This is a genomic window from Roseiflexus sp. RS-1, assembly GCF_000016665.1.
Classification (GTDB): Bacteria; Chloroflexota; Chloroflexia; order Chloroflexales; family Roseiflexaceae; genus Roseiflexus.
This window is the reverse complement of the sequence record NC_009523.1, coordinates 3,460,776-3,487,002: the sequence shown is the minus strand read 5'-3', so window position 1 is coordinate 3,487,002 and position 26,227 is coordinate 3,460,776. Positions and strand designations below refer to the sequence as shown.

At 61.3% G+C, this 26,227-nt stretch carries 26 protein-coding genes; 12 read left to right on the top strand and 14 right to left on the bottom strand.

Annotation, left to right across the window (positions count from 1 at the left end; genetic code table 11):
• Positions 1–102 precede the first annotated feature (102 nt).
• The 4 genes from ROSERS_RS14410 to ROSERS_RS14395 all read left to right on the top strand — a co-directional run bounded on the left by ROSERS_RS14410 (position 103) and on the right by ROSERS_RS14395 (position 6,241).
• On the top strand, positions 103–1,788 hold the full coding sequence (locus ROSERS_RS14410) for a vWA domain-containing protein (RefSeq protein WP_011957514.1): 1,686 nt from the start codon (positions 103–105) through the stop codon (positions 1,786–1,788).
• Positions 1,789–2,436: 648 nt separating this feature from the next.
• A complete protein-coding gene (locus ROSERS_RS14405; RefSeq protein WP_011957513.1) occupies positions 2,437–3,192 on the top strand; it encodes a hypothetical protein in 756 nt (251 codons plus the stop codon).
• A 456-nt stretch (positions 3,193–3,648) separates the two neighbouring features.
• Positions 3,649–4,587: a Uma2 family endonuclease gene (locus ROSERS_RS14400; RefSeq protein WP_011957512.1), complete on the top strand. Its 939-nt coding sequence runs from the start codon at positions 3,649–3,651 to the stop codon at positions 4,585–4,587.
• Between the two features lie 22 nt (positions 4,588–4,609).
• Positions 4,610–6,241, top strand: coding sequence for a VWA domain-containing protein (locus ROSERS_RS14395; protein WP_011957511.1), 1,632 nt, complete (start codon positions 4,610–4,612; stop codon positions 6,239–6,241).
• 324 nt (positions 6,242–6,565) lie between these two features.
• Here the strand turns inward: ROSERS_RS14395 and ROSERS_RS14390 are convergent, their stop codons facing one another.
• The 5 genes from ROSERS_RS14390 to ROSERS_RS14370 are packed head-to-tail and all read right to left on the bottom strand — an operon-like array spanning position 6,566 to position 8,678.
• Positions 6,566–6,868 carry a hypothetical protein gene (locus tag ROSERS_RS14390; RefSeq protein WP_011957510.1) on the bottom strand — a complete coding sequence of 101 codons (303 nt, stop codon included), beginning with the start codon at positions 6,866–6,868 and terminating at the stop codon, positions 6,566–6,568.
• Positions 6,858–7,142 carry an anti-sigma factor family protein gene (locus ROSERS_RS14385; protein ID WP_011957509.1) on the bottom strand — a complete coding sequence of 95 codons (285 nt, stop codon included), beginning with the start codon at positions 7,140–7,142 and terminating at the stop codon, positions 6,858–6,860. The genes ROSERS_RS14390 and ROSERS_RS14385 overlap by 11 nt, the downstream gene beginning before the upstream one ends.
• A gap of 32 nt (positions 7,143–7,174) precedes the next feature.
• Complete coding sequence (locus ROSERS_RS14380; protein WP_011957508.1) at positions 7,175–7,777, bottom strand: sigma-70 family RNA polymerase sigma factor; 603 nt, start codon at positions 7,775–7,777, stop codon at positions 7,175–7,177.
• Between the two features lie 42 nt (positions 7,778–7,819).
• Positions 7,820–8,083 carry an anti-sigma factor family protein gene (locus ROSERS_RS14375; protein WP_011957507.1) on the bottom strand — a complete coding sequence of 88 codons (264 nt, stop codon included), beginning with the start codon at positions 8,081–8,083 and terminating at the stop codon, positions 7,820–7,822.
• A complete protein-coding gene (locus tag ROSERS_RS14370) occupies positions 8,073–8,678 on the bottom strand; it encodes an RNA polymerase sigma factor (protein WP_011957506.1) in 606 nt (201 codons plus the stop codon). The genes ROSERS_RS14375 and ROSERS_RS14370 overlap by 11 nt, the downstream gene beginning before the upstream one ends.
• A 106-nt stretch (positions 8,679–8,784) precedes the next feature.
• Between ROSERS_RS14370 and ROSERS_RS14365 the strand changes: the two genes are divergently transcribed.
• Positions 8,785–9,390: an SAM-dependent methyltransferase gene (locus ROSERS_RS14365; RefSeq protein WP_011957505.1), complete on the top strand. Its 606-nt coding sequence runs from the start codon at positions 8,785–8,787 to the stop codon at positions 9,388–9,390.
• Positions 9,391–9,912: 522 nt separating this feature from the next.
• The gene (locus ROSERS_RS14355) at positions 9,913–10,947 is read left to right on the top strand and encodes a bifunctional heptose 7-phosphate kinase/heptose 1-phosphate adenyltransferase (protein ID WP_232282619.1); all 1,035 of its coding nucleotides are present in this window, start codon (positions 9,913–9,915) and stop codon (positions 10,945–10,947) included.
• Positions 10,948–11,359: 412 nt separating this feature from the next.
• Here the strand turns inward: ROSERS_RS14355 and ROSERS_RS24240 are convergent, their stop codons facing one another.
• The 9 genes from ROSERS_RS24240 to rplS all read right to left on the bottom strand — a co-directional run bounded on the left by ROSERS_RS24240 (position 11,360) and on the right by rplS (position 19,194).
• Complete coding sequence (locus ROSERS_RS24240) at positions 11,360–12,208, bottom strand: IS630 family transposase (protein WP_232282849.1); 849 nt, start codon at positions 12,206–12,208, stop codon at positions 11,360–11,362.
• 40 nt (positions 12,209–12,248) lie between these two features.
• Positions 12,249–12,524, bottom strand: a complete 276-nt coding sequence (locus ROSERS_RS26865) for a helix-turn-helix domain-containing protein (protein WP_049767522.1) — start codon at positions 12,522–12,524, stop codon at positions 12,249–12,251.
• A 225-nt stretch (positions 12,525–12,749) separates the two neighbouring features.
• A complete protein-coding gene (locus tag ROSERS_RS14345; RefSeq protein ID WP_011957501.1) occupies positions 12,750–14,972 on the bottom strand; it encodes a hypothetical protein in 2,223 nt (740 codons plus the stop codon).
• 29 nt (positions 14,973–15,001) lie between these two features.
• Positions 15,002–15,247: a hypothetical protein gene (locus ROSERS_RS26090; protein ID WP_157041091.1), complete on the bottom strand. Its 246-nt coding sequence runs from the start codon at positions 15,245–15,247 to the stop codon at positions 15,002–15,004.
• Positions 15,248–15,654: 407 nt separating this feature from the next.
• Positions 15,655–16,701, bottom strand: a complete 1,047-nt coding sequence (locus ROSERS_RS14340; protein WP_011957500.1) for a 3-deoxy-7-phosphoheptulonate synthase — start codon at positions 16,699–16,701, stop codon at positions 15,655–15,657.
• Positions 16,702–16,720: 19 nt separating this feature from the next.
• The gene (locus ROSERS_RS14335; RefSeq protein WP_011957499.1) at positions 16,721–17,458 is read right to left on the bottom strand and encodes a hypothetical protein; all 738 of its coding nucleotides are present in this window, start codon (positions 17,456–17,458) and stop codon (positions 16,721–16,723) included.
• The gene (locus ROSERS_RS14330) at positions 17,455–18,129 is read right to left on the bottom strand and encodes a ribonuclease HII (protein ID WP_049767600.1); all 675 of its coding nucleotides are present in this window, start codon (positions 18,127–18,129) and stop codon (positions 17,455–17,457) included. The genes ROSERS_RS14335 and ROSERS_RS14330 overlap by 4 nt, the downstream gene beginning before the upstream one ends.
• The gene (locus ROSERS_RS14325; RefSeq protein WP_232282618.1) at positions 18,113–18,829 is read right to left on the bottom strand and encodes a class I SAM-dependent methyltransferase; all 717 of its coding nucleotides are present in this window, start codon (positions 18,827–18,829) and stop codon (positions 18,113–18,115) included. Before ROSERS_RS14325 ends, ROSERS_RS14330 begins: the two co-directional genes overlap by 17 nt.
• 14 nt (positions 18,830–18,843) lie before the next feature.
• Positions 18,844–19,194 carry a 50S ribosomal protein L19 gene (rplS, locus tag ROSERS_RS14320; protein WP_011957496.1) on the bottom strand — a complete coding sequence of 117 codons (351 nt, stop codon included), beginning with the start codon at positions 19,192–19,194 and terminating at the stop codon, positions 18,844–18,846.
• A gap of 110 nt (positions 19,195–19,304) precedes the next feature.
• Between rplS and ROSERS_RS14315 the strand changes: the two genes are divergently transcribed.
• From ROSERS_RS14315 to ROSERS_RS26855, 6 genes are all read left to right on the top strand, one after another.
• Positions 19,305–20,201: an LLM class F420-dependent oxidoreductase gene (locus tag ROSERS_RS14315; RefSeq protein WP_011957495.1), complete on the top strand. Its 897-nt coding sequence runs from the start codon at positions 19,305–19,307 to the stop codon at positions 20,199–20,201.
• Positions 20,202–20,251: 50 nt separating this feature from the next.
• Positions 20,252–20,671: an Hsp20/alpha crystallin family protein gene (locus ROSERS_RS14310; RefSeq protein ID WP_011957494.1), complete on the top strand. Its 420-nt coding sequence runs from the start codon at positions 20,252–20,254 to the stop codon at positions 20,669–20,671.
• Positions 20,668–23,076 (top strand): endopeptidase La, encoded by a 2,409-nt coding sequence (gene lon / locus ROSERS_RS14305; RefSeq protein ID WP_011957493.1) that lies wholly within the window; start codon positions 20,668–20,670, stop codon positions 23,074–23,076. The genes ROSERS_RS14310 and lon overlap by 4 nt, the downstream gene beginning before the upstream one ends.
• Before the next feature lie 40 nt (positions 23,077–23,116).
• Positions 23,117–24,286 (top strand): serine hydrolase domain-containing protein, encoded by a 1,170-nt coding sequence (locus tag ROSERS_RS14300; RefSeq protein ID WP_011957492.1) that lies wholly within the window; start codon positions 23,117–23,119, stop codon positions 24,284–24,286.
• A gap of 553 nt (positions 24,287–24,839) precedes the next feature.
• A complete protein-coding gene (locus ROSERS_RS26860) occupies positions 24,840–25,115 on the top strand; it encodes a helix-turn-helix domain-containing protein (RefSeq protein WP_041333736.1) in 276 nt (91 codons plus the stop codon).
• A 115-nt stretch (positions 25,116–25,230) separates the two neighbouring features.
• The gene (locus tag ROSERS_RS26855; protein WP_041333734.1) at positions 25,231–26,178 is read left to right on the top strand and encodes a transposase; all 948 of its coding nucleotides are present in this window, start codon (positions 25,231–25,233) and stop codon (positions 26,176–26,178) included.
• Positions 26,179–26,227: the final 49 nt, after the last annotated feature.

Below are 26,227 nucleotides of genomic sequence, written 5' to 3'. Positions count from 1 at the left end.
CGAGGGGTGAACGTTGCGTGTGAGAAGGTTACAGAGGGTGCAGTCATCCGTTTCCCGAACGAGTTGCCAGGTGTAGTGATTAACATAAGGAGTTGTTGATCTATGCCACACATACTCCGATGGCTTCTGATCCTGGTTCTGGTGGCGCCGGCGCTGACAGCGTGCGGCGGAAACGGGATTGGTATCGCTCCGGGCGCAAATACGATCGAGATCAGCATTGCCTACGGCAGCGAGAAGCGCGCCTGGTTGGAAGAGGCGGTCGGGCAGTTCAACGCCGCCGGTCAGAAAATTGCGAGCGGCGCCACCATCCGCGTCACTGCGACGCCAATGGGTTCGACCGACTCGATGAACCAGATTCTGAACGGCACGATTCAGCCGACCATCTGGAGTCCGGCGAGCCGGATTCTGCTGCCGGTCGCCAACGATGAGTGGGGCAAACGGAACAACGGCGCCACGCTGGTCGATGAAAATGCGCCGCTCCTGGTGCTCAGCCCGGTTGTCATCGCTATGTGGAAGCCGATGGCCGAAGTGCTTGGCTGGCCCAACAAACCACTTGGCTGGAGCGACCTCGCCGAACTGTCGGCGAGCGGCAAAACCTGGGCGGACTTTGGCAGACCGGAGTGGGGTCCGATCCAGTTCGGTCACACCCACCCTGATTACTCCAACAGCGGTGTTGCAGCGATTATTGCCATCAGTTATGCGGCAGCCGGCAAAACGCGCGGATTGACCGTCGCCGATGTGCAGAATCCCCAGGTCGCCCAGTTCATGCAGAATATTGAGAGCGGCATCATCCACTACGGTGAAAGCACCGGTTTCTTCGCCGACCAGATGTTCAACCGCGGACCGGGGTATCTCTCAGCCGCCGTGTTGTACGAGAACCTGGTGATCGAGTCCTACAACCGCGACCGCTACCCCGCCGTTTCGCAGCCGGTTGTCGCCATTTACCCGAAGGAGGGCACCTTCTGGAGCGATCACCCGTATGCTGTGCTGAATGCGCCCTGGGTCAGCGCCGAACAGCGCGAGGCGGCGGATGTGTTCCTGCGCTATCTGCTTGATCGCCCACAGCAGGAACGGGCGCTGAGTTACGGCTTTCGCCCCGCCAGCACCGATGTGCCGGTAGGAGCGCCGATTGTTGCGGAAAACGGCGTCGATCCGCAGCAACCTCAGACGTTGCTCGATGTGCCGCGCCCTGATGTGCTGGCCGCCATTCGCAGCATCTGGGTGGAAAACAAAAAACGGGTCGATGTGATGGCCGTCCTGGATGTGTCCGGCAGCATGGCAGATGAAGCGCGCCTGGAACAGGCAAAAACAGCGCTGCGCATTTTCATCGAGCAGTTGCAGGACGACGACGGGTTCGGGTTGACCATCTTCAGTGACAGTGCAACCGTTCTCACACCAGTCTCTCCCATCGGTCCCAAGCGCGCCGAAATCCTTAATCGCATCGCGGGACTCACGCCGCGCGGCGGCACGCGTCTGCTCGATACAACCGTCGAAGCGTACCAGGAAATGAGCGCCACACCGCCCGGTCAACGCATCCGCGCAGTTGTGGTGTTGACCGACGGGCTGGACAACAAGAGCCAGCGTAATGCGCAAGACGTGCTCAATCTGCTCAGGCAGGACCGGGAGGGATACAGTATCAAAGTCTTCACCGTTGCGTTCGGCGGCGATGCTGATGTAAACTTGCTGAAGGAAATCGCCGAAGCGACCGGGGCGAAGAGTTATGTCGGCAAACCGGGAGAACGCGGCAGCATTGAACGTGTTTACCAGGACATCGCAACGTTCTTCTGACTCCGTGAATAGAACACGGATCGACGCGGATACGATGGATCGGCACGGGTGGGGATGTACGTCTCCGGCGGGCTGATGGTCTTTGAACAAATAATCCGCCATAGCCCGCGCAGGCGGGCTTCGCCCTGGATAGCCGAGGGCTTTAGCCCGACGGCAAAAGGCGCATACTGGATTATATTCTCAATCTCCATAAGCCCTGGCTGAGGTCGGGCAAGCCCTGCGGGCTGGATCAACCCGGCGCCCCTCGGCAGAGGGAAGGGTGACGGACACGCCAGCCCCGCAGGGGCTTTCCATGCGCTTAGGGAGGGCTGATGGTCTTTGAAGCAATAATCCGCCATTCTAGCCCGCGCAGGCGGGTTTCGCCCTGGATAGCCGAGGGCTTATGGTCTTTGAATACATAATCCGCTCTCGCCCGCGCAGGCGGGCTTCGCCCTGGATAGCCGAGGGCTTATGGTCTTTGAACGATTACTCCGGTATAGCCCGCGCAGGCGGGCTTTGCCCTGGGTAGCCGAGGGCTTCAGCCCCACGGCTAGTGCGGTATATCGGATTAAGTTCTCAATCTCCATCAGCCTCACGGCAAGAACGAATACCGGTTTATATTCTTGATCTTCATCAGCCTCACAGACACAACGTATTGAGGGTGCACCTATGAACTCTATGACCCTTCCACTCCTTGCGGCGCGCCAACCGCTGGCGATCGTCGTGCTGGTAGTCGCAATCATTGCCGGGTTGACCATTGCAGACTGGTTGTTCCCGCTCGGACTGCTGGCGTATGCCCTGATGGTCTTCTTCGGCATGCGCGACCCGGTGCTGATCGATGCCGCGCGTCGTCCGCCGCCAGCGCCGCGTCCGCGTCTCACCAGTCCCACATTTCGCGCGCAGATCGAAGCTATTGAACGCACCCACCAGGAGATCACCCGCAGCGCTGCCCAATCCGGCGGTCCGCTGGCGCGCCTGCTGCTCCCGATCGCCGAACAGGGGCGCGAACTGGTCGAAGAGGCGTACATCCTGGCGGACAAGGGACAGATCATCGAACGCTACCTGGCGTCGGTCGACCGGCGCAAGCTTGAGCAGGAGGTCGCCGCTATCGACCGGCAAATGCAATCGACACAGGACCCGTACACCCGGTCGCAACTCGAAGAAACGCGCCAGGCGCGACTGGAAAAAATCCAGAATGTGCGCGACCTTGACACCTATATCGGTCGCATTAGCGCACAGTTGCAGAACATCAGCGCCAGCCTCGATAATGTCCTGGCAGAAACAGTGCGGCTGCGCACCGCCGATGCTGCCAGCGCCGACAGTACGACCAGTCAGGTGGCGCGACGCCTGGCAGATCTCAAATCCGACATGGACGCATTCCAGGCGGTGCTCGACACTGCGCTGGCGCGGAGCGGTGCGATGTAGGATGAGGCGCACGGCGCACAGCGCGAAGCCGGGCAGGCGTTCCGGCGCGCCCCTGCACGTTCCATTGCCCGTGTTCCCTCGCCAGAGGTGGTACAATAGAAGGGTATTCGTAACTGTTCACACCCGAGGTAATACACGCGCCTGATGGTCTTTGAGTAATTATTCCGCTATAGCCCGCGCAGGCGGGCTTCGCCTTGCCTGGCCGAGGGCTTCAGCCTGACGGCTAGTCCGGTATAGCGGATTAAATTCTCAATCTCCATCAGCCCGACGGCAAGAGGCGCATACCGGATTAAATTCTCAATCTCCATAAGGCGAGGGTGTTCCGCCCTCGTCGCGTCTACGAGGGCAAGATGCCCTCGCTCCCAGGAGAATGTGAACACGTATGCTGCGCTTCGCTAGAGTGGTCGGCAACGCCAGACTCGCGCAACTCGCTCATCTTCCCAGGAGGCATGGTTCATGACCCGGACGACCGCCCATCGCCCCCCGGCGCCGGACACGCCGCCCGAAACCGATCCGTTCCGCTACGGCTGGCGTCTCGTGCCGCGCCCCACCCCCGACGACCCCTACAACCTGGAACAGGTTCCGCTCACGCTGGAGGACGTCCTGCACCCTGAAACCGGAGACTTCATCGTGCATAGCGACCGCCACGAGACCGACCGGATGTACCTGACCGCCGTGCTGCGCGCGCGCCTTGAGTCCGCTGGCGTCGCCATCGTCCTCAGCGATGTGCGCATCGCGTGGGATATTCCCGACCTGCGTCCGCACGGACCGGATGTGATGGTCATCCCCGGCGTGGCGGAGCGGCAGGATTGGAGCACCTTCGACGTGGCGGTCGAGGGGGCGCGTCCGGCGCTGATCATCGCAATCACCTCGCCGGAGACGCGCGCGAACGATCTGGAGATCAAGGTTGACCATTATGCGCGGGCGGGGGTGGCGCAGTATGTGATTGTGGACGACGCCAGGCGACGGGGGGGAAAGCGGCGTCTACGCCTGCTCGACTACCGGTTGGAGGCGGGGGCGTACCGCCTGCACGCGCCAGATGCCGCACGGCGAGTGCATCTGGTCATCGCCAATCTGTGGCTGGGGGTGGAGGGCGACCACGTGGTCTGCTACGACGAGCGGGGTGCGGCGTTCGGCGAGTATGCGACGGTAGTGCGGCAGGCGGCGGAAGCGGCAGAACGCGCGCAGCGGGAGGCGCAGGCGCGGCGGGAGGCCGAAGGACACGCGCAGCGCGAGGCGGAACGCGCGCAGCGGGAAGCGGAAGCGCGCGCGCGCCGGGAAGCCGAAATACGCGCGCATCGGGAGGCGGAGGAGCGCGCGGCGCTCGCGGCGCGGTTGCGCGACCTGGAAGCGGAACTGCGGCGATTGCGCAGCCGCGACGGGACCGACGGGTGAGGATCTGCGTCAGGAGTACATTATGCGCAACAACATATCACTGCTTCTCCTGCTCATTGCTGGATTGGTCATTTCAGGCTGCGGCAATCCAACGGACGGAGGTGGCGTTCCAGCCAACGCCATCACCATCACCATCACCTACAGTCCTGAAAAAGACGAGTGGCTGAAGGATCGCATTGCTGCGTTCAACCGTGCACGTGAGCAGGTCGATGGGCAACCGATCGTGGTCGAGGGGATCAACAAATCGAGCGGCGCTGCGCGTACCGAGATCAGGAATGGACAATTGAAAACCACCATCTGGTCGCCGTCCGCTTCAACCTGGCTGGAAGTGTTGAAATACGAGAGTGGCAATCCGAATGTTGCCGTATCGAACCAGCCCCTGGTGTTGACGCCGGTGGTGATCTCGATGTGGCGTCCAATGGCGGAGGCAATGGGTTGGCCCGAGAAGTCGATCGGCTGGTCAGACATGCTGACGCTGATCGAGGATCCGCGCGGATGGGGGGCGTATGGTCACCCGGAGTGGGGGCGCTTCAGTTGGGGACACACCGACCCGGAGATCAGCACGACGGCGCTCTCGACGTTGCTGGCGGAGTTCTACGCTGCAACCGGCAAACAACGCGACCTGACGGTGGCGGATATTCAGCGACCGGAGAGTCAGGAGTTTATTCGTAAACTGGGCAAAGGGATCAAGCACTACGGCTACAATACGCTGGTCTTCAGCGAAAATATGCGGAAATTCGGGATGGGATACATCTCGGCGTTTCCGATGGAAGAAATCACCCTGATCGACTTCAACAAGAACAAAAACCCGCCGACGCCGCTGGTTGCGATCTATCCACGTGAAGGCACCTTCTGGCACGATAATCCGTTCATCATCATGGCAACCGCATCGCCGCAGGAGCGCCAGGCGGCAGAGCGCTTCTACGACTTTCTGCTATCGGTCGAGAGCCAGCAACTGGCGATGAGCTACGGCTTCCGCCCGGCAAATGTCGATGTGCCGCTGGCAGACCCGATCAGTCTGGCGTATGGCGTTCAGCCGCAAGGGGTGCAGAGCGTGTTGCCGACACCGCCAGCTGAAGTGATCGTTGCTGCCAAGAATGCCTGGTCGATCAACCGCAAACGAGCCGACATCCTGCTGGTGGTCGATGTCTCCGGTTCAATGGAGGGCGAAAAATTGGAGGCGGCAAAATCCGGGCTTGGAACCTTCCTGAGCCGCATTCTTCCAGAAGATCGGGTTGGGTTGATCGTCTTTTCGACAGATGCACGTGTTGTTGTGCCGCCTGCTCCGTTGAGCGAGGCGCGCATTGCGCTCGACGACGCCATTGCGCAATTGAACGCGCGCGGCAAAACGGCACTGTACGATGCCCTGATCACTGGCAAACAGGTTTTCGACGACCTGCCGCCACCTGATGAAGAACGGATTCGCGCAATCGTGCTACTTTCAGACGGACTTGACAATGCCAGTCGCACGACACTCGACCAGGTCCGGCTGGCATTCGACGAGACTGGCATCAGCATTTTCCCTGTGGCTTACGGATCGGATGCGGATCTTGCAGCGCTGGAGCAGATTGCGACATTCTCGCGCACCATCGTGGTGCAGGGCGACACCGGCGATATTGGTCAGATTTTCGAGAATCTGAGCAGGTATTTCTAGGTTAGCGGCGCGAGGCGAGGGGTGGCGAGGCGAGAGGCGCGAGGGGGGAGGGGCGAGAGGTGAGAGGGGTTGAAGGTTGAACGTTGCACGTTGAACGTCGGACGACAACGTGTAGGGGTGCATCGGACATGTGCGCCTGCGCCGGGTGACTCCGCCCAACCTCAAGGGTTCGGGGAGAGGGGCGACGCGCGAGGGGATGAGGCGAGGGGCAAGAGGCGCGAGGCGCGAGGGGATGAGGCGAGGGGCAACGTAGGGGCGCAGCGGCGCTGCGCCCAGACCGGCAGCGGGGGCGGCGGCGCGAGGCGAGAGGGGAGGAGTTGCCGATCACTCCTCCGAGAGCAGCAACACGCGCGCAATCTGAAGCCACTCGGCATCGAGCGAACCGGAGGCGACCGGTCTGCCTGCCTGGCGATACCAGTAGCCAGCATTGGCGAGGTCGCCTTCCTTGCGATGCAGATAGGCATGCACCCAGGCGCCGTCGAGACTATCGTCGTCCTGCGCTGCGCGGTGCGCGGCGTTCCAGTCGCCGCGCGCATCGTACCAGAGCGCCTTCAACGCACCGCTCAGATCGGGCGGCGGCGCATCCCCCTGTAATGACGCCCGGAATGATTCGATATCACGGATCATGGGTTTTCTCCTGCAATGTGAGCGTGATACGCGCCATCAAGCGTGCTTCGACCCCTGGCGGTAGATCGAGCGGTTCATCACGCAAAGCGCGATAGATATGAATGGTGCGACTCAGGGTATCATACACCGTCCGACAGTCAGGGCAACTGGCGAGGTGGTATTCCAGTTCGCGGCAGAGCGACTCGGCGAGTTCGCCATCGAGATAGTCGTTCAGTTGCGCCAGAATGGCGCGGCAACGATCCAGATCGTCGTGCCGATGATGAGGAGTGTCCATGGGAGACCTCCAGGCGCCGGGGTTGCTGGCGCTCAGTGTTCCTGCATATATGTGGAAAGCAATTCCCGCAGACGCAACCGCGCGCGGTGCAAACGGACTTTTACCGCACTTTCGCCCAGACCGAGCATCGCCGCAGTCTCTTCAGTGCTCAAACCCTGGAGGTCCCGCAGAACGAAGACAATGCGCAGCGTTTCGGGGAGCGTCATCAGCGCCTGTTCCAGGGTAGCGCGCAGTTCACTGTTCAGCGCTGCAGCTGCCGGGTCGAGCGTCCACGGCGTTAGATGTTGCGGTATCTCGTCCGCCTGGATCGTATCGGCGACATGATCGATAGCCACGCGCGGCGACCGCTGGCGCAGCAGCATGAGCGCTTCGTTGGTTGCGATGCGGTAGAGCCAGCTTCCCAATCCGCTGCGTCCTTCATACGTATCGAGTTTGTCGCACGCTTTGATAAATGTCTGTTGCAGCGCCCCTTCCGCTTCGTCGGCGTCGCCGAGCAACCGCAGCGCCTGGGCATAGACCAGCGGCGCAAAGCGTTTGATCAGGCAGGCGCATGCATCAGGCTCACGGCGGCGCAACCCGGCAAGCAATGCTTCTTCATCGTCGTAGATCGTCAGATCGATGGTCAGTCCGGGCATGGTATTGCTTTCATCGTTCAGATGCAATCACAGCAATGGGCGTTACACGGTCGTGTTTGAGTCGGATGCAGGCGGACGGTTGAGGAACGCCTGTTGCAGGCGATCAAAGAGTGCACTGCGCTCTCCCATCGGAATGATGTGTCGTCCTTCGTCGTGGAGCAGCACTATCAGGCGTTGGGTGGTATCGAGCACGACGCGGCAGTTGCGACACTGTGCAATATGTTCCTGCATCTCGGCAGCCAGCGCAGCATCCATCTCGTGATCGAGGTAACTTGACAGGTGGGCGATCACTTCTTCACACGTCATGGTCATGGTCTCCACGGGAGGATGGCGATGCCACCCATTCGCCAAAGTATTCACTCACCCGTTCGCGGAGCGCCAGGCGTGCGCGATGGAGGCGCACCTTCAGCGCACCTTCGCTCACACCAATGATCTGCGCACACTCGGCGGTCGAGAAGCCTTCGATGTCACGGCATATGAACGCTGCGCGCAGCGTGATCGGCAGTTCTGCGATGGCGTTCCGCAGAATCTCTTGCGCCTCGCTGCTCAACAGGCGATCCTCCGGTAGCGTACTCCAGTCCGTCAGCGCCGATGGCATGGGAAGGGGACCATCTTCATCGGGCAACGACTCTTCGGGGCGACGGCGGCGCAGGATCATCAGGGCGTGATTGTAGGCAATGCGGTAAAGCCACGTGCCCAGGCGCGCATGCTGTTCGAAGCGGTCAATTGCTTCGAGAGCTGAGATGAATGTGGACTGCAACGCCTCTTCGGCATCTGCCTCATTACCGACGATCCCATACGCGAGACGGTAGATCCTATCGGCATACTGTTCAAAAAAGGTTGCAAACGCCTGGGGATCGCGTTGACGCAACCCGGCAATCAGAGCAGACTCATCATTCATACAATGCACGCAAAGTCGGTGACATATATTCCATACTATTATAGCAGGGAAGCAGTGTGCTGCTCCGATGCGGGAACAACAGCAATGAGCGAAAGGGATTAAGCGCATGACCGACCCAATGACCCGCTTTCAACGTCTGCAACAGCGATACCGTGATGGCGACATTCCGTGGGACCACGAGCTGCCGCCGCCCGAAGTCATTGCTGTGGCGGCGGAACTTCCGCCAGGGCGCGTGCTCGACCTGGGATGCGGCACAGCGCGCGCGTGCGTCTATCTGGCAGCGCGGGGATGGCAGGCGGATGGCGTCGATTTCGTGCCTGAAGCGATAGATCTCGCCGAAGAGCGAGTCCGTCGCGCAGGAGTTGCTCATCGGGTACGCCTGTTTACCGCCCCGGTCACCAACCTTCATTTCTTAAGCGAAGCGTATGATCTGGTTCTCGATGTCGGTTGTATGCACGGTATGAGCGGAGAGGAACTTCAGGCGTATGCCAGCGAAGTGATACGATTGACGCGACCTGGCGGGTTATACCTGTTGTTTGCGCACCTGAACGATGGAACATCGAGCGAGATGTCGCGCTGGATTGCGAAAGGCGAGGTAGAACGCCTCTTTCTCCCTGCGTTCTCAGTCGAACGTGTTGAACATGGGATCACCCATGTCTGCGACACAACCTGGCCCTCGGCGTGGTACTGGCTCAGGCGCAGGAGCTGCTAAAATCGCTTACTCCTCAGCAGATGCGCGGCGTGGCGCTATGTGCGATGGAGATCGCGTCGCCATCCATTGGCGAATATGTTGCTCAATTGAGGTCTGAAAAGCAATAATGCGCTGCGCCAGCGCCGCCACGAATGGTATGGACGAAGACGCCAGTGAACGGATCGAGCGATTCCACCAGGCGCGCATTCGGCGCAGCCCGCGATCGCGCGGGCCGACCAGAAGGATGCCAGCAATAACAACAAGAAAGCCAAAAGGTATCGGCGAAATCGAGAGAAGAAGGCCCCCGATGATACAGATCCAACCAACGATGGTTCGAAGCAGCCGCATTGCCTGAGCCAGCATAATCACGCCTTTCGGTCCAGAAGCATCATCTCGCTTTATTTACAAGTGTATCATATCGATGCAGCGGTTGGAAGGGTAATCATTCCCATTCTGGGCGAAAGTCATACCCTGTTAACCTCTATACGTCAGAATGAATCTGTGCTACCATCCCGCCATGAATACTGAACTCACGGTACATCGATGATGATGGATGAAAACAGGCTTCAGGACATTGTGCTTCGATGGGCGCAAACGAGGGTTTTAGTTGTTGGTGATTTTGTCCTCGACCGACGTTTGCAGATCGATCCGGCGCGCATCGAGCGTTCGGAAGAGACCGGGCTGCCTGCGCACCAGGTAGTTGCGGTCACGATTGATCCTGGCGCAGCGGGGCGCGTTGCTGCTGTGCTGCGTGCGCTTGGATCGGCGGTTATCACGCTGGGTGTGATCGGCGACGACGGCGACGGGTATGAACTGCGGCGCAGCCTGCGTGCGTTGGGTATCGATGAGCGTGCGATGGTTGTTGCTGCCGACCGACATACCGCAACATCGATCCATCCAGTCAATCAAAGCGCAACAGCGCTGTCCTATGACCTGGAGCGGCTCGACATCCGCTCGCGCTCGCCGCTGGCGCCGTCCACCACGGCAGCGCTGATCGAGCGATTGCGCTCACTGGTGATGCAGGTGCATGCAGTCATTGTCGTTGATCGCATACCCGACGACGAATGTGGTGTGGTCACGCTGCGGCTGCGGCTGGAAATCGCCGATCTGGCGGCTCGCTATCCAGATGTCTGGTTTCTGGCACACTCGCGCTGGCGAACCGGACTGTTCAGGAACGTGATAGTCGTACCGAATGCGCGTGAGTGTGTGCGCGCCGTCTACGCCAGCGACAGTGATCATCCGCCGCTGGCGCTGGTCGGGCAGGCTGCCGGGCAGTTGCACCGCCGCACCGGGAAGCCGGTGATCGTCACGCTTGGTCTGCGCGGGATGCTGGTGATCCATAACGACGGCATGACCCATATCCCTGCGATTCCGGTTACCGGACCGATCAATGCCGTTGGTGCGAACGATAGTGCGCTGGCAGCGGTGGCAGTTGCGCTGTGCGCCGGAGCGACGCTGGACGAAGCGGCACAGGCGGGCAATCTGGCGGCTGCGGCGGCGATGCGTTCCGGTGCGACCGACGGAGTGGCACCGGATCAGATCGTGGCGCTCTGGCGGGCACACCACAAGTATAGCTGATAGGCGATAGCCTGATAGCTGATAGCTGATAGCCGATAGCCTGATAGCTCATGGCTGGTGGCTGCTGGCTGGTGGTGTGATAGCCGATAGCCTGATAGCTGATAGTCGATAGCTGATAGCTGATGGCCTGATAGCCGATAGCTGATGGCCTGATAGCTGATAGAAACTACAGCAGTTCTCATACATTGACCATTGTTCCTATCCGCCGTGTCGCGCGAGGTCATCGCTGCCGGTGGAGTGTAGACCGAAATTATGGTCTTTTGAATAAATAATCCGGTAGAGCCCGCGCAGGCGGGCTTTGCGTTCCATAGCCGAGGGCTTATGGTCTTTGAGTAAATAATCCGCTACAGCCCGCGCAGGCGGGCTTCGCCTTGCCTAGCCGAGGGCTTATGGTCTTTGAATAAATAATCCGCTATCCGAGACCGACATACTGTAAAAGCTTTGACGAGCCGGTTGCAAACGACGCGAAGAAGGCATCCAGGTGGTTGCGCAACTGATCGAGATCCGTCGCCCAGCGATGCAGGTGGGTGACCTCCTGACGCATCCACCGCCACAGCTTCTCGATCGGGTTACACCACGACGCATACGTCGGCAACGGCATCAGTTGGATGGGCAGGCGGACATCTCCAGCCCGGCGCACGGCCCGCACACTGGGGGTGGCCGGCCAATTGCCAGGACGGGAAAACGCCCAGCGGGTTGTTTGCGGCTCAAGCGCCACCAGGACATCCGGATGAAAATGGACCGGCCAATTATCCAGAATGACATAGATGCGCTCAGCCTCAGGATAGGCAGCGTGCAGATCCTGGTAGAATCGCACCAGCGTCGCCAGGCCAATCGTCTTCGCCCGCCGGGTGACCACCTGGCCCGTCACAACGTCCAAACTGCCCACGATGCGCAGTTCGCAATCGGTCGCCAGACTCCGTTCCGCCCGCACCTGATCGGCGCCCGCCCGCCCATACCCGTTGGCCAGGGTCGGTTGCCGGGTGACCGTGACTTCATCCAGATACACGGTCACCACCTGGTTGGGGTGCGCGCGGGCATCCTCCACCACGTCTGCGATCTCCTGCAGTTTGGCCTGATAGTGGGGATCAGGGCTATGCACATGACTGCGGGCGCGCTGCCAGGTGATGCCCAACCGATCCAGAATACGGGCGATCCCGCTCAGCGAGGCGTCGCGCCCCCACGCCAACTGGCTGCGGATGGCGTCCAGGGTCCAGCGCGTCTGGGTCAGCCCGCACTGCCGCGGGTCACGGCGGACCAGATGCTCTACCTCAGTAGCCGCCGTCTCAGGGTCATGGCGGTCAGGGGGAAAAAGCGGGCTTGCGCCCGCGTCCGTCCCGGATGGGGAGGCTATCGATGCCCTCGGCTTCCCAGCGATTCAGCCAGAGATAGACGGTTTCCGGATGGCGCGGACGCAGCAAGCGTTCGCGGGCCACGACGGCAGGCGGTACGCCAGACGCGATGAGCAGTAATGCCGCCGCCCGTTCGCGCAAATAGGGCTTGGGGGCGTGATCGCGCAGGTCTTCGAGGGCCTCCCGCTCCTCGACGGACAAGTGAAGGGTCCGGCGTGCCGGCATCGCAACCTCCTGAGAAAGGCTTGACACGGATGAATATTAGTATAACGGAATATTTATTCAAAGTCCATTAGCCCGACGGCAAGAGGCGTATAGCGGATTTATTTCTCAACCTCCATCAGCCCCACGGCAAGGGTGCATACCGGATGTATTGCTCAATCTCCATCATTTCGGTCGCTGCATTGTCTATCGGCTATCGGCTATCGCTTATCGGCTATCGCTTATGCCTCACCGGACGGTCAACGGCAGGTACACGCGGAACTGGGTCAGGCGCGCGACATAATCGGCATATGGATTCCCGCCTGCATTGATGAAGTTGCCACCGACGTACAGATCGTTGCCGCTGATGACGATGGCGTAGACAGAGTCATTGATTGCATTCGTTCCGCCGACGGCGTGCCACTGCGTACCGTCCCAGCGGGCAAGGAAATCCAGATCGGATACGCCTCCGATGGAGGAGAAACTGCCGCCGACATAGACATCATTGCCACTGATGGCAATGGTGCTGATGCTGTTAAGGGTCTGGTTTCCATCGCCGAGCGCATGCCACTGCGCGCCGTCCCAGCGGGCAAGGTTATTCGCGCCGGGAACTCCACCCGCATTGGTGAACCGACCGCCGACATAGACGTCGTTGCCACTGATAGCGATAGCGTAGACTGTGCCGGTGATCGCCCCTGGTGGACCGACAGCGTGCCACTGACTGCCGTCCCAGCGAGCGATAGCGTTTGCGCCTGGTACACCTCCGGCATTGGTGAAGTTACCGCCAATGTAGACGTTGCCGCCGCTGACGGCAATGGCGTAGACTGTGCCGGTGATCGCCCCTGGTGGACCGACAGCGTGCCACTGACTACCGTCCCAGCGAGCGATAGCGTTTGCGCCTGGTACACCTCCGGCATTGGTGAAGTTACCGCCAATGTAGACGTTGCCGCCGCTGACGGCAATGGCGTAGACTGTGCCGGTGATCGCCCCTGGCGGACCGACAGCGTGCCACTGGCTGCCGTCCCAGCGGGCAAGGCTATTCGCGCCGCTGACGCCGCCGATCCTGGTGAAGGCGCCGCCGACATAGACATCTGTTCCACTGACGGCGATAGAGGATATAACGATCTCATCTCCAACAGGGCGCCACCGGGCGCCATCCCAGCGTGCAAGATGGTTTGTGCCAGGCATGCCTCCGGCGCCGGGAAAGTCTCCGCCAACATACACGCCTGTTCCACGGACGACGAGTGCACGAACATGGTTGTCAACTCCTGTGCCAATGGCGTGCCACCGACTGCCATCCCATCGGGCGATGCGGTCGGCGCTGCTAGCGCCCCCAGCGTCCGTAAACGCGCCGCCGACGTAGAGATTGCCGCCGCTAATGGCGATGGCGTTGACTGTGCCGCTGATCCCGAATGTGCTATCGAGGAGATCGGTCCACGTGACGCTGGTTGTACCGCTTAGAATGGCGCAGGCAACATAATCGGCGCCGCTGACGCCCCCGGCGTCGGTGAAGTCGCCGCCGACGTAGATATGCGTGCCACTGATAGCGATGGTGTTGACCGTAGTGTTGACCGTGCTGCTGATCCCGAACGTGCCGCTGAGCAGTCCGCTCCACTGCGTACCATTCCAGCGGGCGACATAGTCCGCGCCCGGCACGCCCCCGGCGTCGGTGAAGTCGCCGCCAACGTAGACGTGCGTGCCGCTGATGGCGATGGTGTTGACTGTGTTGCTGATCCCGAACGTGCCGCTGAGCAGTCCGCTCCACTGTGTACCATTCCAGCGGGCGACATAGTTTGCGCCCGGCATGCCCCCGGCGTTGGTGAAATCGCCGCCGACATAGACATTCGCGCCGCTGACGGCAATGGCGTTGACCGGTCCGTTGATCGCCCCTGGGGCGCCAACCGCATGCCACCGGCGACCGTCCCAGCGGACGAGGTAGTCGGCGCCGTCAACCCCGCCGACATTGGTGAAATTGCCGCCGATGTACACGTCGCCGCCGCTGACGGCAATCGCGTAGACCGTGCCGGTAATCGCGTTCGTTCCGCCGACGGCATGCCACTGACTGCCATCCCAGCGGGCGAGGTTATTCGCGCCGTTCACGCCGCCCGCATTGGTAAACCGACCGCCGACGTAGACATCGCTGCCGCTCACGGCAATGGCATAGACGGAACCGTTCAATCCTTGCAGACCTGTTCCCAGGTTCTGCCAGCCGCCGCTCTGACTCTGCGGGCTGACGATCGGTTCTTCGTGCGGGTCGAGCGTCACGTTTCTGCCGATGAGGTCAAGGCGACTGTGGGTGTGTCCATCTACGTCCAGCCTGCTATCAGGCGTGAGCGGGTCATCTGCCGGTGCGTCCGGGGTTGGCTCAGGCGCTGGCGGATCGGTGATCACGGTGATTGGCGCGGCGATGCCGATGTTGATGGCGCTGGCAATGACGAAGCAGATGATGAGCAGTGGACGGATGACGATCATCGTGGTTCTCCCCATCAGCAAGAAACGAATCAGAGCCAACCGGTGTCGCGCTGCGATGTCGGGCGCCTGGTTCGCTGCTTTGTGTATTGGTGGTGCGCAACTGACAGGGGTGCGTGGAACTGCCAGAATGCGGTTGGACGACGTGACAATGAGAGAAGCGGCGCTGCCTGCTGTTGATTGCCGGGATGCCTGGTGTGTGAGAGATAGTTGCAGGGAGCATTATCAGCAATCTGGAAGATGGATATGACGACAACTGCCTTGAGTATACGGTCCATCAATGTGGATTTCAATGCGCCTTTTATCCCGGCGAGAGATAGTACCTTATTGTTGAGAACCGGGAGCCGAGAACCGAGAACCGGGAGCCGAGAACCGAGAAGCGGGAACCAGGAACCGGGAACCGGGAACCGGGAACCGGGAACTGAAGACTGAGAGCTGGAGACAGTGACCTGAGGAAGTATGCTCCGGTGAGTACGCAGGGGAGGCGTGCGGTGCACGATGCGCCTGACACACGCCGTGGTGCAGGCTTTCGCCGGTGTGCCGACGCGCATGCATGATTCATCGAGCGCTATGCGGGGCGGCGCAGGACAGGACAAACGTTCGAGGTTCCAACGTTGAAGGTGCAACGTTGAACGTTCAACCTTCAACGTACAACATTGCACCTTCAACCTTCAACGTACAACCTTCAACGCCCCACCGCCTCATACGCTTCGATCAGCATGCGCTCGGTCGTTTCCCAGCCGACACATGCATCGGTAACCGATACACCATAGCGCAATTGCGTAAGATCAGCCGCAATGGGTTGCTTTCCTTCGTACAGGTTGCTCTCGACCATCATGCCGATCACAGCGTTGCTGCTGGCGATATGGTCGCGCAGCACGTCGCGCCATACCTGCGGCTGGCGTCGGTAGTCGCCGCCAGCGTTGGCATGGCTGCAATCGATCATGATTGCGGGTGATAGACCGGCTGCTCTCATTGCCTGTTCGGTGCGCGTAACGGTTTCGGCATCGTAGTTCGGTCCGGCGCTGCTGCCGCGCAGAATGATCATCCCATCCGGGTTGCCGGTCGTGCGCACGACGCAACTGCGCCCTTCCTGATCGATGCCGAGGAAGGAATGCGCCTGGCGCGCCGCCAGAAACGCATTGATCGCCACCTGTACATTGCCATCGGTGCTGTTCTTGTAGCCGACCGGCATCGAGAGACCGCTGGCGAGTGCGCGATGGGTCTGCGACTCAACGGTGCGTGCGCCGATCGCGGTCATACTGATCAGGTCGGTGATGTACTGCGGGCTGATCGGGTCGAGCATCTCGGTGGCAGTGGGCAGTCCCATGGTATTGATGTGCAGCAGCAGTTCGCGCGCACGGCGCAATCCTTCGTTCATGTCGAACGAACCGTCGAGGTGCGGGTCGTTGATCAACCCGCGCCACCCAACCGTCGTGCGTGGTTTTTCGAAGTAGGCGCGCATCACGATGACGATCCGGTCGCGCATTTCGATCGCCAGGCGCAACAGACGACGGGCGTAGTCGAGGGCGGCGTCGGTGTCATGGATCGAACAGGGACCAACGACCGCCAGCAGGCGCCGGTCTTCGCGCTGCATGATGCGCTTGATCGCCTCGCGTGTTTCGTAGACGGTCTGGGCGGCAGCTTCGGTGATCGGGTAACGCTCGCGCAGGACGCGCGGCGGCGTCAGCGCTTCAAAGGCAAGAACGTGCAGGTTATCGACGGGTCGCACGTGAATGTACTCCTTGCTATTATTGATATTCTGTGTCTTCGGGCTCTGGGAAGGGACCAAACTCGTCGTAACGTTCCCACAATGAGAGTTTCGCATCATCAGCGACTCTGGATGTTGCTGTCGTAAGCAACATCTGACGCGCCGTAGCAGCTGGCATACTCTCCTGATCGACCGCACCGGCGCGGTAGCGCGCCATCACATCGCCATACATGTCGGCGAGTTTGAGGTACGCCATCGCGCGCACAATACCGGCGTTCAGCGCGCGGTCATCGCCTGCCATCAGTCGCTGGTGCAATCCGGCAACCACCGGCTCGCGCACGTCCTCATCGATCACCGTTGCATACGCCAGCGCCAGGAGCGCCATATCGTGCTCGATGTCACTGCGGTTGGGATCATCGACGCACGTCCAGAGCAACGCTACTGCGGAACCGCCTAATCTGCCGATCATCTGCGGCATGTCTTGCTGCCAGATATCGCGCGCGTGGCTCAGGCCTGCGAATGCAGCGTCGGTGCTCTTCAGCAACGGTTCGACCATGCGCAGCGGACGTAGTTCGCCAAGCAGGCGCAATGCATGGATCGGTGCATATGCGACCGGCGGCTTTTCGTCGAGCAGCGGGATGCTGGTTGCCAGGTCGATCAGCGGATCGACGGCTGCGTCGCCGCTCGCAAGAATCAGATCAACCAGACGCCTGCCGGGTCGCAATCCAGCGTGTTGCAGTTGCCGGACATAGTTGCCGGCAGTGGTTTCGAGACTCATAGGATGCTTCTCCCTGTTCCATCAGCCAATCCTTCATCAGCGGCATCGGTCGCCAGCCAGTCGCACAGTGGGCGAAAGGTTCGGCGGTGGTGCGGCGTGGGACCGTACCGGCGCAACGCCTGTTGATGTTGCACCGTGCCGTACCCTTTGTGTGACGCGAAGCCATACTGGGGCCAGCAGGCATCCAGCGCATCCATTAATCGGTCGCGGGTGACTTTGGCGATGATCGACGCTGCCGCGATTGACAGACAGCGCGCATCCCCCTTGATCAGCGCACGTTGCGGCAGGGGCCAGTTGTCAAGGGTGACTGCGTCGATCAGCAGCGCGTCAGCCGGGCGTGGCAGGCGCAACAGTGCGACCTGCATCGCCAGGCGTGTGGCAGGCAGAATGCCGTGACTGTCAATGATGTGCGCTGGTGTTGCCCCGACCGCCCACGCGACGGCGAGGCTCGTGATCCGCTCGAACAGGTCTGCGCGCTGCGCCGGCGACAACATTTTCGAGTCGGCGACGCCATCGAGGACGTCCGGTGTATCGATCACCGCATCCGGCAGGATGACCGCCGCAGCAACCACCGGTCCTGCCAGGCAACCGCGACCGGCTTCGTCGAGTCCCGCAATTGCGCGGTATCCTGCGGCGCGCAACGCCCGTTCTTCTTCAACTGTCGGGCAGATGCGGATCATGCTTCTGATACGTACCGATCACATACTGGACGATACCGCCGGGCGCCTGCACTTCGCTGAAAGCCGTTTCCAATCCGGCGCGCTCGAACAGAGCGGCGAAACGTTGCAAGACGATGGAAGCGTCTGACGTGGGATTGCGCGGCGACCGTTGCAGCGTCAGGCGATAGGCCACATCGACGAGCCGGGCGTAGGGGGAGTCATCGGCGAAGCGCGCCCAGACTGCAATGGCAACCGTGCCGCCGGGACGAAGAACACGCCGGATTTCGACGATCGTCGTTTCGGCGGCGATATAGTCGCTCGGAAAAGTTGCCAGAACCGTATCGAACGAAGCCGAAGCGAAAGGGAGCGCGCCAGCATCGGCGCGCACAAGTGATGCGGGGAAGCCAGACCGTTGCAACCGGCGACGGGTCAGCCGGATCATGGAAGGAGAACGGTCGAGTCCGACACGTGAGCCTGTATGACACTGTGCCAGCGCCAGTTGCACATACCCTGTGCCACAACCGAGTTCCAGTGTTGCGCCGCGTGCAAACTTCAGCGCCGTCAACGTCCAGTTGCGCCACTGCCCCGCCGATACCAGCGCCGCAACGGTATCGTAGGTCCAGGCGAATTCATGGTAGAAGCGCGCAAATCCCCAACGTATCAGACGAGCGTAGAGCGAACCTGGCGCGCCGACTGCCATGGGGAACGTCAACCGTTTCTCGACGTTTACCGTCGCTCCTTGATCCGCGCTGCTTTGCCGGTCAACCCGCGCAGGTAGAACAGCCGCGCGCGTCGCACCTTGCCGCGGCGGACGACCTGGATGCTCTCGACGCGCGGCGCATGGACCAGGAAGGTGCGCTCAACGCCAATCCCGTGCGAGGCGATGCGCCGCACGGTAAAGTTCTGGTTCAGCCCGCTGCCGCGCTTCCGAATGACGACCCCCTCGAACTCCTGCACGCGCTCACGGTTGCCTTCAACGACGCGCACACCGACGCGCACCGTGTCGCCGACATCGAACTCGGGTACGTCCTGCTTCATGTAGCGGCGCTCGATCTCTTCTATAATCTGCTGTGACATCGCCATTCACCTTTGTACACACAAAGAGAGCAGGGCGAACCCGCTCACGCCCTGCCTGCTTGAATACTGATGCGGATTATAGCATACGCTCGCAGTGGAGGCAAATGACCATGAACGAACCGCTCGAAATCGGCGTTACATTTCCGCAGACGGAGATCGGCGCCGACCCTGGCGCAATCCGCGCGTATGCGCAGGCGGTCGAAGCGCTTGGTTATCGCTACATTCTCGCGTATGACCATGTGCTTGGAGCGGATGTGTCGGTGCGCCCCGGATGGAGTGGACCGTACACCAGCGAATCGATGTTCCACGAGCCGCTTGTTTTGTTCGGCTACCTGGCAGGAATCACAGCCGCAATCGGCCTGGTGACTGGGGTCATCATTCTGCCGCAGCGACAGACGGCGCTCGTCGCCAAACAAGCGGCGGAAGTGGATGTGTTGAGCGGCGGGCGGTTGCGTCTTGGCATTGGCATCGGATGGAATGAGGTCGAATATCGGGCATTGGGGCAACACTTCCATGATCGCGGCGCGCGCAGCGAGGAGCAGATCGCGGTTCTGCGCGCTCTGTGGGCGGAAACGGTTATCACCTTTCACGGACGCTGGCATACCATCGAGGCAGCCGGGATCAATCCGTTGCCGCCACGTCGCACTATTCCGATCTGGATCGGCGGCTACGCTGAGGCAACCCTGAAGCGCGTGGCGCGTATCGGCGATGGCTGGATCACGTTCCGCCCGCCGGATGAAACCATGCGCGCCGCTATCGCGCGATTGTCCGACTATGCACGTGATGCCGGACGTGATCCGGCAACGATCGGGATCGAGTCGCAGTTGAGTCTACGATCGGTCGCTGAAGATCGCTGGCAGGCGTATGTTGACGGTTGGCGTGCGCTCGGCGCCCGTTATCTCTGTCTCAATACGATGGGCATGGGGCTGACGAGCGTCGATCAGCATATTGCTGTACTGCAACGCGCGGCTGAAACGCTGGGAATAAGCGCGACGGACGCAGCGTAGCGACATTGTGGTACTATGATAGCGCAGCCCAAAACATCAGGAGAGAACGCATGATCTTCGATGATAATCCCCATGCCTCGATTCGCATCCTGCGGACGCGTATGCCGTATGCGCCGTTCGATATGCGTCCATGGTCGCCAGCAATGAACATATTTGAGACCGACGAGTCCATGCTGTTGGTTGTCGAACTGGCAGGCGTCGAACCGGCGAATGTTCAGATCGAGGCGCATCCACAATTCGTGCGGATTACAGGCGTGCGGCAGATTGCGTTGCCTCACGATCTGCGTCGCCTGCATCGGATGGAGATCGCTTCGGGAGCATTTCAGATCGAGGCGCCCTTCGACCGTCCAATCGATCCGGATCGGACAACTGCCCGCTTTAACAACGGGTTGCTGGAAATCTGGCTCCCCTTCGCCGGGCGCGGCACACGACAGATTGTGATTCACGTTCGTCAGGAGGGTGAGCCATGAGCACGCCAACGCCGCCCCAGAATGCGCCGGAGATACCGGAGATCCTGCCGGTTCTGCCGCTGAACAACGTCGTGCTCTTTCCAGGCATGTTCCTGCCGCTGGTCGTAAGCGGCGACATGTGGGTCAAACTGGTGGATGAAGCCGCTCTCTCGACCAAGATGGTCGGCGTCTTTATGCGCACCCAACCTGGCGAGGGGTTCGATCCGCTGGCGCTGGCGCGTACCGGAACGGCAGCGCTCATTGTGCGCATGCTGCGGTTGCCGCACGGGGCGGTGCAGATCCTGGTGCAGGGGCAGGCGCGCATCCAGATTATGCAACTGATCGTCAGCGAGCCATACCCGCAGGCGCGCATGTCCATCCATCGCGATCCCGCCGTGCTGTCGGTCGAAGTGAGCGGTCTGGCGCGCGCGGCGCTCGCCGCCTTCCAGCAGATCATCCAGCTCAGCCCAACCCTTCCCGATGAACTGGCAATCGTCGCCGCCAATACCGCACAACCGGGCATGCTGGCAGACCTGATCGCTGCCAACCTGAATCTCAAACCGGAAGATCAGCAACTCGTGCTCGATACGCTCGATGTGCAGGATCGTCTGCGTCAGGTGCTCAGTTTCCTCGAACGTGAACGCGAAATCCTGACGATTGGACGCAAGGCGCAGGAAGAAATGTCGAAGAGCCAGCGCGAGTATGTGCTGCGCCAGCAACTAGAGGCAATCAGGCGCGAACTGGGCGAGACCGATGAACATGCTGCCGAAATTGCCGAGTTGCGGCGGCGCCTGGAAGCGGCGAACCTGCCCGAAGAAGCCCGCAAAGAAGCGGAACGCGAAATCTCCCGTCTGGAACGCATGCCCCCCGGTGCTGCCGAGTATGTCGTTTCGCGCACCTACCTGGACTGGCTGCTCGACCTGCCGTGGAACGTAAGTACGGAAGACAACCTCGATCTGGCGCAGGCGCGTCAGGTGCTCGATGAGGATCACTACGACCTGGAACGCATCAAGGAGCGGATTATCGAATACCTGGCGGTGCGCAAACTGCGACTGGAGCAGAATGCCACCGGCAGCGCTCGCGGTCCGATCCTCTGCTTCGTTGGTCCGCCGGGGGTGGGGAAAACCAGCCTGGGCGCCTCAATTGCACGCGCGCTGGGACGGAAATTCGTGCGCGTGGCGCTTGGCGGCGTGCGCGACGAGGCGGAGATCCGCGGTCACCGCCGCACCTATATCGGCGCACTTCCGGGGCGCATCATCCAGGGGATCAACCGCGCTGGCAGCAACAATCCGGTCTTCATGCTCGATGAGGTGGATAAACTCAGCGTCGGCTTCCAGGGCGATCCGGCGGCTGCGCTGCTCGAAGTGCTTGACCCGGAACAGAATGCCGCATTCGTTGACCGCTACCTGGATGTGCCGTTCGATCTGAGCCGTGTGCTCTTCATCTGTACCGCCAACCGTTCCGACACCATTCCGCCAGCATTGCTCGACCGGATGGAGTTGCTGGAACTGGCAGGCTACACCGAAATGGAAAAACTCGAGATCTGTCGTCGCTACCTGATCCAGCGCCAGCGGAGCGAGCAGGGTCTGGCGGAACGTGGTCCGACGATCACCGAAGCGGCGCTCCGCCGGCTCATCCGCGAATACACCCACGAGGCGGGCGTGCGCGACCTGGAGCGACGGATCGGCGCCATTTACCGCAAAATGGCGACGCGCGCTGCGGAAGGTCAATCCCTGCCAGATCAGGTGGATGCTCCCGATCTCGACGATCTGCTGGGACCGCCGCGCTTCCGCAGTGAGACGCTGCTCGGTGAGGATGAAGTCGGCGTGGTGACCGGGCTTGCCTGGACGCCGACTGGCGGTGATGTGCTCTTTGTCGAAGCGAGTGTGGTGCCCGGCAACGGTCAGTTGACCCTGACCGGGCAACTCGGCGATGTGATGAAGGAGTCGGCGCGCGCCGCACTGACCTATGCGCGTTCGCGGGCGCGTTCGCTGAACATCCCGACCGACTTTGCCCAGATCTGCGATATTCACATCCACGTGCCGGCAGGCGCCGTACCAAAGGATGGTCCTTCGGCTGGCATTACTATGGCAAGTGCCCTGATTTCGGCGCTTACCGAGCGTCCTGCCCGTAAACACGTGGCGATGACGGGCGAAATCACGTTGCGCGGCAAAGTGCTTCCAATCGGCGGCGTCAAGGAGAAACTGCTGGCGGCGCAACGCGCTGGCGTGCATACTGTGCTGCTGCCAAAGGCAAATGCGCCCGATCTGCGGGAAATTCCGGAAGAAACCCGTCAGCATCTCGAGATCATCCTCGTCGAGCATATGGACGAAGTGTTGCCGCACGTGCTCCATCCCCGCAGCGAGCCAGCGACCCAACCCGAGTTGACGCCAGCCGATGGGATGGGAACAGCGCAGACGACGTAGACGTGTCTTTCACCAATGAGAACTGGAAAGGAGCTCAACAATGGTGTTGAAGGAACGTATGGACGGTCTCCTGGGCGCCGCCGTCGAGCGTGGCGATGTGCCTGGAGTTGTGGCGGTCGTCGTGGACCGCAAAGGGGTGTTGTACGAAGGAGCGTTTGGGAAGCGCAACCTGACGACCGGCGCGCCGATGACGCCTGATACGGTCTGCTGGATCGCTTCGATGACCAAGGCGATCACCGGCGCATGCACCATGCAGCTGGTCGAACAGGGAAAGCTTGACCTCGACGCCCCCGCCGAACAGTGGGTCCCCATGCTGAAGGAAGCACAGGTGCTGGAGGGTTGGGACGACGAGGGCAAACCAAAACTGCGCCCGCCGACGCGTCCGATCACGCTGCGCCAGTTGCTGACGCATACGGCAGGGTTTTCCTACGAGTTCTGGAACGCGGATATTCTCCGATACCAGGAAGTGATGGGCATGCCCAACATCGCCAGTGGCAAGATCGCAGCGCTGAAGACTCCGCTCCTCTTCGACCCTGGCGAGCGCTGGGAGTATGGCATCAGCATCGATTTTGCCGGTCTGGCGGTCGAAGCGGTCAGTGGCAAGAAACTGAGTGCATATATGCAGGATCACCTGCTCAGTCCACTCGGCATGAACGACACGGCGTTCAAGATTCGTTCGGATATGCGCGCGCGCCTGGCGACGATCCACGCACGTGGCGAAGATGGCGCGCTCACACCGATAGAGTTTGAGCTGCCGCAGGATCCCGAGTTTGATCTGGGTGGCGGCGGGCTGTACGGCACGGCAGGCGACTACGCGCGCTTCGTGCGGATGGTGCTCAACCGCGGCGAACTCGATGGCGTGCGTGTGCTCGACGCCGAAACGGTTGATCTGATGTGCCAGAATGCAATCGGCGACCTGCGCGTCACACCGATGAAAACAGTGATGCCGCAGTTTTCGAATGATGCCGAGTTCTTCCCAGGGCTGCCCAAGGGATGGGGTGTGACCTGGCAGGTCAATCTCGAACCGGCGCCTACCGGTCGTTCGGCGGGCAGTCTGCAATGGGCTGGCATAGCGAACTCGTACTTCTGGATCGATCCTGTCCGGGGCATTGGCGGTGTGTACATGACACAGATCTTGCCGTTTGCCGACACGAAATCATTGCCATTGTTCGAGGCGTTCGAGACGGAAGTGTACCGCGCACTGGGTTGAGCGCACGCAGGGTTTGTTCTGTCTCATACGCCCGTGCGCATTATCAGGTATGGAGGGCCGTCAATTGTCTAAAGAGCCGATCAGCCTGGCCAGCCATTCCGTGGCACGCGCTCATAGAGATTGAGCATTGGATCCGGTATGCGTCTCGTGCCGTCGGGCTCATGGAGATTGAGAATTATAGCGAAATGCAAAATGATTGAGCCACGTGCATGCCGGGTGCGCGGGCGTCCCGCTCGCATGACCGTATGAGGCGCGCAATTCCGGCGGTCAACTGTTTTGCGCTTCGCTATAAATCCGGTACGCGCCTCGTGCTGTCAGGCGAAAGCCCTCGGCTATGGAATGCGAAGCCCGCCTGCGCAGGCGCGACCAACAGGCCGCGACAGCGGCCTTCGTCCTGGCAGCCGAGCCCTTCAGGGCGACGGCCTGCCGCAGGACTGATGGAGATTGAGCATTAAATCCGCTACACCGCGCTAGCCGTGGGGCTGATGGACTTTGAAAAAATATTCCGTTATACTGATATCCATCCGTGTCAAGCCTTTCTCAGGAGGTTGCGATGCCGGCACGCCGGACCCTTCACGTGTCCGTCGAGGAGCGGGAGACCCTCGAAGACCTGCGCGATCACGCCCCCACGCCCTATGTGCGTGAACGGGCGGCAGCGTTCCTGCTCATCGCGTCCGGCGTGCCGCCCGCTGTCACGGCGCGCGCACGCGTGCTGCGTCCGCGCCATCCGGAAACCGTCTCTCGCTGGCTGAATCGCTGGGAAGCCGAGGGCATCGATAGCCTCCCCATCCGGGACGGACGCGGGCGCACGCCCGCTTGTTCCCCCTGACCGCCATGACCCTGAGACGGCGGCTACTGCGGGAGAGCATCTGGTCCGCCGTGACCCGCGGCAGTGCGGGCTGACCCAGACGCGCTGGACCCTGGACGCCATCCGCAGCCCGTTGGTGTGGGGACGCGACGCCTCGCTGAGCGGGATCGCCCGCATCCTGGATCGGTTGGGCCTCACCTGGCAGCGCGCCCGCAGTCATGGGCCTAGCCCTGATCCTCACGATCAGGCCAAACTGCAGGAGATTGCGGACGTGGTGGAGGATGCCCGCGCGCACCCCAACCAGGTGGTGACCGTGTATCTGGATGAAGTCACGGTCACCCGGCGCCCGACCCTGGCCAACGGGTATGGACGGGCGGGCGCCGATCAGGTGCGGGCGGAACGGAGTCGGGCGACCGATGGTGACCTGCGCATCGTGGGCAGTTTGGACGTCGTGACGGGCCAAGTGGTCACCCGGCGGGCGACGACGATGGGCCTGGCGACGCTGGCGCCGTGCTTCCCGGACCGGCGCGCTGCCTATCCTGAGGCTGAGCGCATCGATGTCATTCTGGATAATTGGCCGGTCCATGGTCATCCGGATGTCCTGGTGGCGCTTGAGCCGCAAACAACCCGCTGGGCGTTTTCCCGTCCTGGCAATTGGCCGGCCACCCCCAGTGTGCGGGCCGTGCGCCGGGCTGGAGATGTCCGCCGGCCCATCCAACTGATGCCGTTGCCGACGTATGCGTCGTGGCGCCGCTTGATTGCGAGCAGCTGGGGCGGTGGATGCGTCAGGAGGTCACCCGCGTGCACCGCTGGGCGACGGATCGCGATCAGGTGCGCAGCCATCTGGATGCTTTCTTCGCGTCGTTTGCAACCGGCTCGCCAAAGCTTGTACCGTATGTCGGTCTCGGATAGCGGATTATTTATTCAAAGACCATCAGCCCTCGGCCAGGCAAGGCAAAGCCCGCCTGCGCGGGCTATTCCCGACAAACCGTCATCCGCGCCGATCCGCGTTCTATTCCGGCGTCCGGGACCTGCGCGGACCGGATTGGGGCACGGCGATGCCACGCCGAAGCGGCGCCGTTAGGGCACGGCATGCCGTGCCCCGACCTGCAACCGGAAGCGGACGCCTCGCG